Origin of the sequence: Enterococcus sp. HMSC078F03 (genome assembly GCF_001811595.1) — a bacterium.
GTDB classification, from domain to species: Bacteria; Bacillota; Bacilli; order Lactobacillales; family Enterococcaceae; genus Enterococcus; species Enterococcus faecalis.
Genome location: NZ_KV805556.1, coordinates 88,516 through 94,911 on the forward strand (window position 1 = coordinate 88,516; position 6,396 = coordinate 94,911).

4 protein-coding genes are annotated in these 6,396 nt (G+C 33.0%); all 4 read left to right on the forward strand.

Annotation, left to right across the window (positions count from 1 at the left end; all coding sequences use genetic code 11):
* Positions 1-330: 330 nt before the first annotated feature.
* Positions 331-3,783: a type II CRISPR RNA-guided endonuclease Cas9 gene (gene cas9 / locus HMPREF2810_RS05955; RefSeq protein WP_010715262.1), complete on the forward strand. Its 3,453-nt coding sequence runs from the start codon at positions 331-333 to the stop codon at positions 3,781-3,783.
* A gap of 204 nt (positions 3,784-3,987) precedes the next feature.
* The gene (cas1, locus tag HMPREF2810_RS05960; RefSeq protein WP_016614655.1) at positions 3,988-4,908 is read left to right on the forward strand and encodes a type II CRISPR-associated endonuclease Cas1; all 921 of its coding nucleotides are present in this window, start codon (positions 3,988-3,990) and stop codon (positions 4,906-4,908) included.
* A 20-nt stretch (positions 4,909-4,928) separates the two neighbouring features.
* Positions 4,929-5,228 (forward strand): CRISPR-associated endonuclease Cas2, encoded by a 300-nt coding sequence (gene cas2, locus HMPREF2810_RS05965; RefSeq protein ID WP_002408903.1) that lies wholly within the window; start codon positions 4,929-4,931, stop codon positions 5,226-5,228.
* Positions 5,228-6,286: a CRISPR-associated protein Csn2-St gene (gene csn2-St, locus HMPREF2810_RS05970; RefSeq protein ID WP_010715260.1), complete on the forward strand. Its 1,059-nt coding sequence runs from the start codon at positions 5,228-5,230 to the stop codon at positions 6,284-6,286. The genes cas2 and csn2-St overlap by 1 nt, the downstream gene beginning before the upstream one ends.
* The last annotated feature ends 110 nt before the right edge of the window (positions 6,287-6,396 follow it).

Sequence of the window (6,396 nt, forward strand, 5' to 3'; positions counted from 1 at the left end):
ATAAGTTGACTCGACTTATGTGTCATTTTTTAGTTAATAATCAACACACTAATCCATCGGAAATTCTGTAGTAGATTTTGCATACGGAAGGACCTATCTAATGGTAAAATTTATCGTCATTTGCTTAAAACATATATATTATTTTGGCGCAAGCAGATAACCGTAGATTAAAATTGTGGAAGTTGTTATTTTTTTCTTTCTAAATCATGATAAATTAAAGGGATAATAGTTATCATAAATTTCTGAAAATTATTTATTGAAAATTGTATCCCTTTACAAAAAATATTGTATAATTAAATTATTAATTGTCATTGCTTAAAGGAGGTTCTCATGTACAGTATAGGTTTAGATTTAGGGATTAGTAGTGTTGGTTGGTCAGTGATTGATGAACGGACAGGCAATGTTATTGATTTAGGTGTCCGTTTATTTAGTGCGAAAAATAGTGAAAAAAATTTAGAACGACGCACAAATCGAGGTGGACGTCGTTTAATTAGACGGAAAACGAATCGCTTAAAAGATGCAAAAAAAATACTTGCGGCTGTTGGATTTTATGAAGATAAATCATTAAAAAATAGTTGCCCGTACCAATTAAGAGTAAAAGGATTGACAGAACCATTAAGCAGAGGAGAAATTTATAAAGTGACTCTTCACATTTTAAAAAAACGTGGAATTAGTTACTTAGACGAAGTTGATACGGAAGCAGCGAAAGAAAGTCAAGATTATAAAGAACAAGTCAGAAAAAATGCTCAGCTGTTAACAAAATATACACCTGGTCAAATCCAATTACAGCGGCTGAAAGAAAATAATCGAGTGAAAACAGGAATCAATGCTCAAGGTAATTATCAGTTAAATGTTTTTAAAGTTTCTGCTTATGCAAATGAATTGGCAACCATTCTTAAAACCCAACAAGCCTTTTATCCTAACGAATTGACAGATGATTGGATTGCGTTATTTGTACAGCCTGGTATTGCAGAGGAAGCTGGATTAATTTATCGCAAACGACCGTATTACCATGGGCCAGGAAATGAAGCCAATAACAGTCCTTATGGTCGTTGGTCTGATTTTCAAAAAAAAGGAGAACCAGCAACAAATATTTTTGATAAATTGATTGGCAAAGACTTTCAAGGTGAATTACGAGCAAGTGGTTTAAGTCTATCTGCACAACAATATAATTTACTCAATGATTTAACCAATTTAAAAATTGATGGAGAAGTGCCACTTTCGTCAGAGCAAAAAGAATACATTTTAACAGAATTAATGACCAAAGAATTTACTCGTTTTGGCGTTAATGATGTGGTTAAATTACTAGGTGTGAAAAAAGAACGACTAAGTGGTTGGCGTTTGGATAAAAAAGGTAAACCAGAAATTCATACATTGAAAGGTTATCGGAATTGGCGGAAAATTTTTGCAGAAGCAGGAATCGATTTGGCTACGCTACCAACTGAAACGATCGATTGTTTAGCGAAAGTTTTAACCTTAAATACCGAACGCGAAGGGATTGAAAATACTTTAGCTTTTGAACTGCCTGAATTATCTGAATCTGTGAAGTTACTCGTTTTGGATCGCTACAAAGAATTAAGCCAAAGTATTAGCACGCAATCGTGGCATCGTTTTTCTTTAAAAACATTACACTTATTAATTCCAGAACTAATGAACGCCACTTCAGAACAAAATACACTCTTAGAACAGTTTCAGTTAAAGTCAGATGTTAGAAAACGTTATAGTGAATATAAAAAATTACCAACAAAAGATGTTTTGGCAGAAATTTATAATCCAACGGTGAACAAAACAGTGAGCCAAGCCTTCAAAGTCATAGATGCTTTGTTAGTAAAATATGGAAAAGAGCAAATTCGTTACATCACTATTGAAATGCCTAGGGACGATAACGAAGAAGATGAAAAAAAACGAATAAAAGAATTACATGCAAAGAATAGTCAACGAAAGAATGACAGCCAAAGTTATTTTATGCAAAAGTCTGGATGGAGCCAAGAAAAATTTCAAACGACCATTCAAAAAAATCGTCGTTTTTTAGCTAAGTTATTATACTATTACGAACAAGATGGCATATGTGCCTATACAGGACTGCCTATTTCTCCTGAATTATTGGTTAGTGATTCAACAGAAATTGATCATATTATTCCAATTTCGATTAGCTTAGATGATTCTATTAATAATAAAGTACTGGTTTTAAGTAAAGCTAATCAAGTCAAAGGACAACAAACACCATATGATGCATGGATGGACGGTTCTTTCAAAAAAATTAACGGGAAATTTAGCAACTGGGATGACTATCAAAAATGGGTGGAAAGTCGCCATTTTAGTCATAAAAAAGAAAATAATTTATTGGAAACGCGGAATATTTTTGACAGTGAGCAAGTCGAAAAATTTTTAGCTAGAAATCTGAATGACACGCGTTATGCCAGTCGTTTAGTTTTAAATACCTTACAGAGTTTTTTTACGAATCAGGAAACGAAAGTTCGAGTAGTGAACGGCAGTTTTACTCATACTTTACGTAAAAACTGGGGTGCTGACTTAGATAAAACTCGTGAAACACATCATCATCATGCCGTTGATGCAACATTGTGTGCAGTCACTCCGTTTGTCAAGGTTAGTCGTTATCACTATGCAGTGAAGGAAGAAACTGGTGAAAAAGTCATGCGTGAAATTGATTTCGAAACTGGTGAAATTGTCAATGAAATGTCTTACCGGGAATTCAAAAAATCAAAGAAGTATGAACGAAAAACCTATCAGGTAAAATGGCCTAATTTTCGTGAGCAATTGAAGCCAGTAAACCTCCATCCAAGAATTAAATTTTCTCACCAAGTGGATCGTAAAGCTAACCGCAAACTCAGTGATGCCACTATTTATTCTGTTCGAGAGAAAACGGAAGTCAAAACACTGAAAAGTGGTAAACAAAAAATAACGACTGACGAGTACACAATTGGTAAAATCAAAGACATTTACACGTTAGATGGTTGGGAAGCCTTCAAGAAAAAACAAGATAAACTTTTAATGAAAGATCTTGACGAAAAGACCTATGAACGATTGTTGTCTATAGCAGAAACAACTCCTGATTTTCAAGAAGTGGAAGAAAAAAATGGTAAGGTAAAACGTGTTAAACGTTCACCGTTTGCTGTTTACTGTGAAGAAAATGATATTCCAGCGATTCAGAAATATGCGAAAAAAAACAATGGACCACTTATTCGTAGTTTGAAGTATTATGACGGTAAATTGAATAAACATATTAATATCACCAAGGATTCACAAGGACGACCTGTTGAAAAAACTAAAAATGGTCGCAAAGTTACGTTACAAAGTTTAAAACCATATCGCTACGATATTTATCAAGATTTAGAAACTAAGGCTTATTATACAGTACAACTATATTATTCTGACTTACGTTTTGTGGAAGGTAAGTATGGAATCACAGAAAAAGAATACATGAAAAAAGTCGCCGAACAGACAAAAGGACAAGTGGTGCGTTTCTGTTTTTCTTTACAAAAAAATGATGGTTTGGAAATTGAATGGAAAGATAGCCAACGCTATGATGTGCGTTTTTATAATTTCCAAAGTGCTAATAGTATTAACTTTAAAGGGTTAGAGCAAGAAATGATGCCAGCAGAAAATCAATTTAAGCAAAAACCTTATAATAATGGAGCCATCAATTTAAATATTGCTAAATATGGCAAAGAAGGCAAAAAGTTACGAAAATTCAATACAGATATTTTAGGAAAGAAACATTATCTATTTTATGAAAAAGAACCAAAGAATATTATTAAATAAAAAGGAAAAAACAAAAAGAAAAGGGTTGCATGATTAGCGTTTTTGTAGTAATCTTTAATTGTAGTCGACGGACTACCGTGTTTGACGAAACACGTCTTTAATAATTTTACTGATAAGAAATTATTGAGAATCTACAAAAATAAGGCATCTTGCCGAATTTACCGCCCTACATATGTAGGGCGGTTTTTTATTAAAAAGGAGGAAATGTTGTTGGGATTTCGAACAGTTTTTGTAAAAAATGGTGAGAAATTAAAAGTAAAGTTAGATAATTTAGAAGTGATAAAAGAAGGGAATACATATGTCATTCCTTTGACAGATATTGAAAGTGTAATTTTAGAAGGCGACCAGACAGTTATCACTACACGGTTACTAGCGAAGTTCGCACAACATCATATTGATACCGTGATTTGTGATAATACGTTCATGCCTGTAGGTGTTTTTCTTGGTATTGGTCAGTATCATCGCAGTGCGAAACGAGCAATCTGGCAAAGTAATTGGAAAGAAGAACAGAAACAAGTAGCGTGGTGCGAAATCGTAACACAAAAAATTCAGAATCAAATTGCAGTTACGAAATATTTAGGAACAGATTCCGAACGAGTGGAAGTCTTAGAAAAACTTAGTGAAGGAATTTTACCAGGGGATACAACGAATCGTGAAGGACATGTTGCAAAAGTATATTTTCATTCATTGTATGGTGTGGGTTTTACTCGTGAAGAAGAGTGCTTACCGAATGCCTGTATGAATTATGGCTATGCAGTTATTCGTGCACAAATGGCCCGTTGCGTGGTAGCGTTAGGATTATTACCGATGTTAGGGATTTTCCATAAAAATGAATATAATTCGTTTAACCTAGTTGATGACTTAATGGAACCTTTTCGTCCATTAATGGATTGGTATATTCATCAAACGATATTGAAAAAGAATGAAAAGTATTTAACCTATCATAGTCGTTTAACCTTGGTGGAATTTTTACATCAAAAGATTAAGGTGAAAAACAAAAAAATTTATATGAACCAAGCAATGTCTGAATATGTGGCTGCTTTTGTGAAAGCAATGGAAACAGGTGATTTTGAAAACGTTCAGAAAATTCATTTGGTAAATATGTTGGAGTGTGAGGGGAAGTGAGTTTAGGAGTCGTGCGATTAATGTGTTTATTTGATTTACCTTTTGAAACGAAACAGGAGCAGAAAGAATACCGAATTTTTAGAAAACATTTACTGGAAAATGGATTTATTATGTTGCAGTATTCTATTTATTATCGGAGTTTGCCCAATCGTAGTGCGTTAAAAAAATATGAAACAATTTTAAAGAGAAAAGTACCACGTTCAGGGAATGTGCGATTGTTGTATGTTTCAGAAATTCAGTTTCAAGATATGCTATTATTGGCGGGCAGTCGTAGTCATCAAGAAGAAGTAGTTGGTGTTCGCCGCTTGGTGGTGATTTAATGAAACAAATTCGTTTGGAATATCAGTATCAACAATTTATTGAATTTTCTTTGGAAGATTATGTATTTTTTTATGGAGGAGAAAATCAATGGCGTCGTAAAATATTACGGACATTAAAACGGTTTGCGAAACAAAAAGCGTTAAGTGACTTAGAAGAATCAGTCTATGGAGATAACGGTATTGAAATTTTTTTAGAAGAAAAAAAGTTAAAGGCAAAGAGTATTGATTTTTACTTTTTAGAGGACAATACAAGTATTTTTCAACAAATAAATTTTATCAAAGGTACGTTACTTCATCAGGAATTACTTTATTTACAAGATGATTTTGATATTACAAATCAAATGAGCAATTTAAATGATCAGTTGTTAAAACTAGAAAATTTAATGAATGATAAATTAAATAACTATTTAACGAATATTGAACCGCATTTTTTAGAAATGAATTTTCAGGATATTTTGAAGTATTCGTTGTCATTAAACTATTTAGAAAATGGCCAATCGTTGCCTCTAGAAATGATGGATACAGGGGAATTGTTGGCTGAATTTATTTATCTCTTGCAACGGAGTATCAGCCGAAGAGAACAGCCTGTCTGGCTTGTTATTACAAATCCAGAAAGTTTTTTGGAGACGGAATCAATTCATTATCTCTTTCAGCAGTTAAAGAAATTGGCTCAAGAAACAAAGCAGTTGAAGTTTTTTATTTTTAGTAATAGAAGCTTACCTTTACCGTATACGGAGGAAGATGTTGAGAAAACGATTTTGTTATATGATAAGTATCAGCAGTTGCCAGTTTTTGATGTTTTTCGTCAAAGTATCGAGCGACATTATCCAGATCAACTCTCTTGGACAAATCAACAACTAATTGATGCTTTTTATCGAGTCTGTCATTTTGTTGGGGATCAGTATACAAAAAATTATCTTTTACCTAAAGATATGATATTATTAAAATTGTTGAAGGAATTGCTAGATGACAATAGTGAGTGTGTCGAGACGTCGATGGAAAAGCTCACTGTGTTGGAAGAACAATATTTTCGCGAACGGTTATTGCGGAAAGAGTGAGTCTGGAATTTTAACCGCGTAAAGTTATATTTTTTATCAAAAGGATTATTAATGAGATTTCAAATTTTAAATTTGAGGTTTTTGTACTCTCAATAATTTCTTATCAGTAA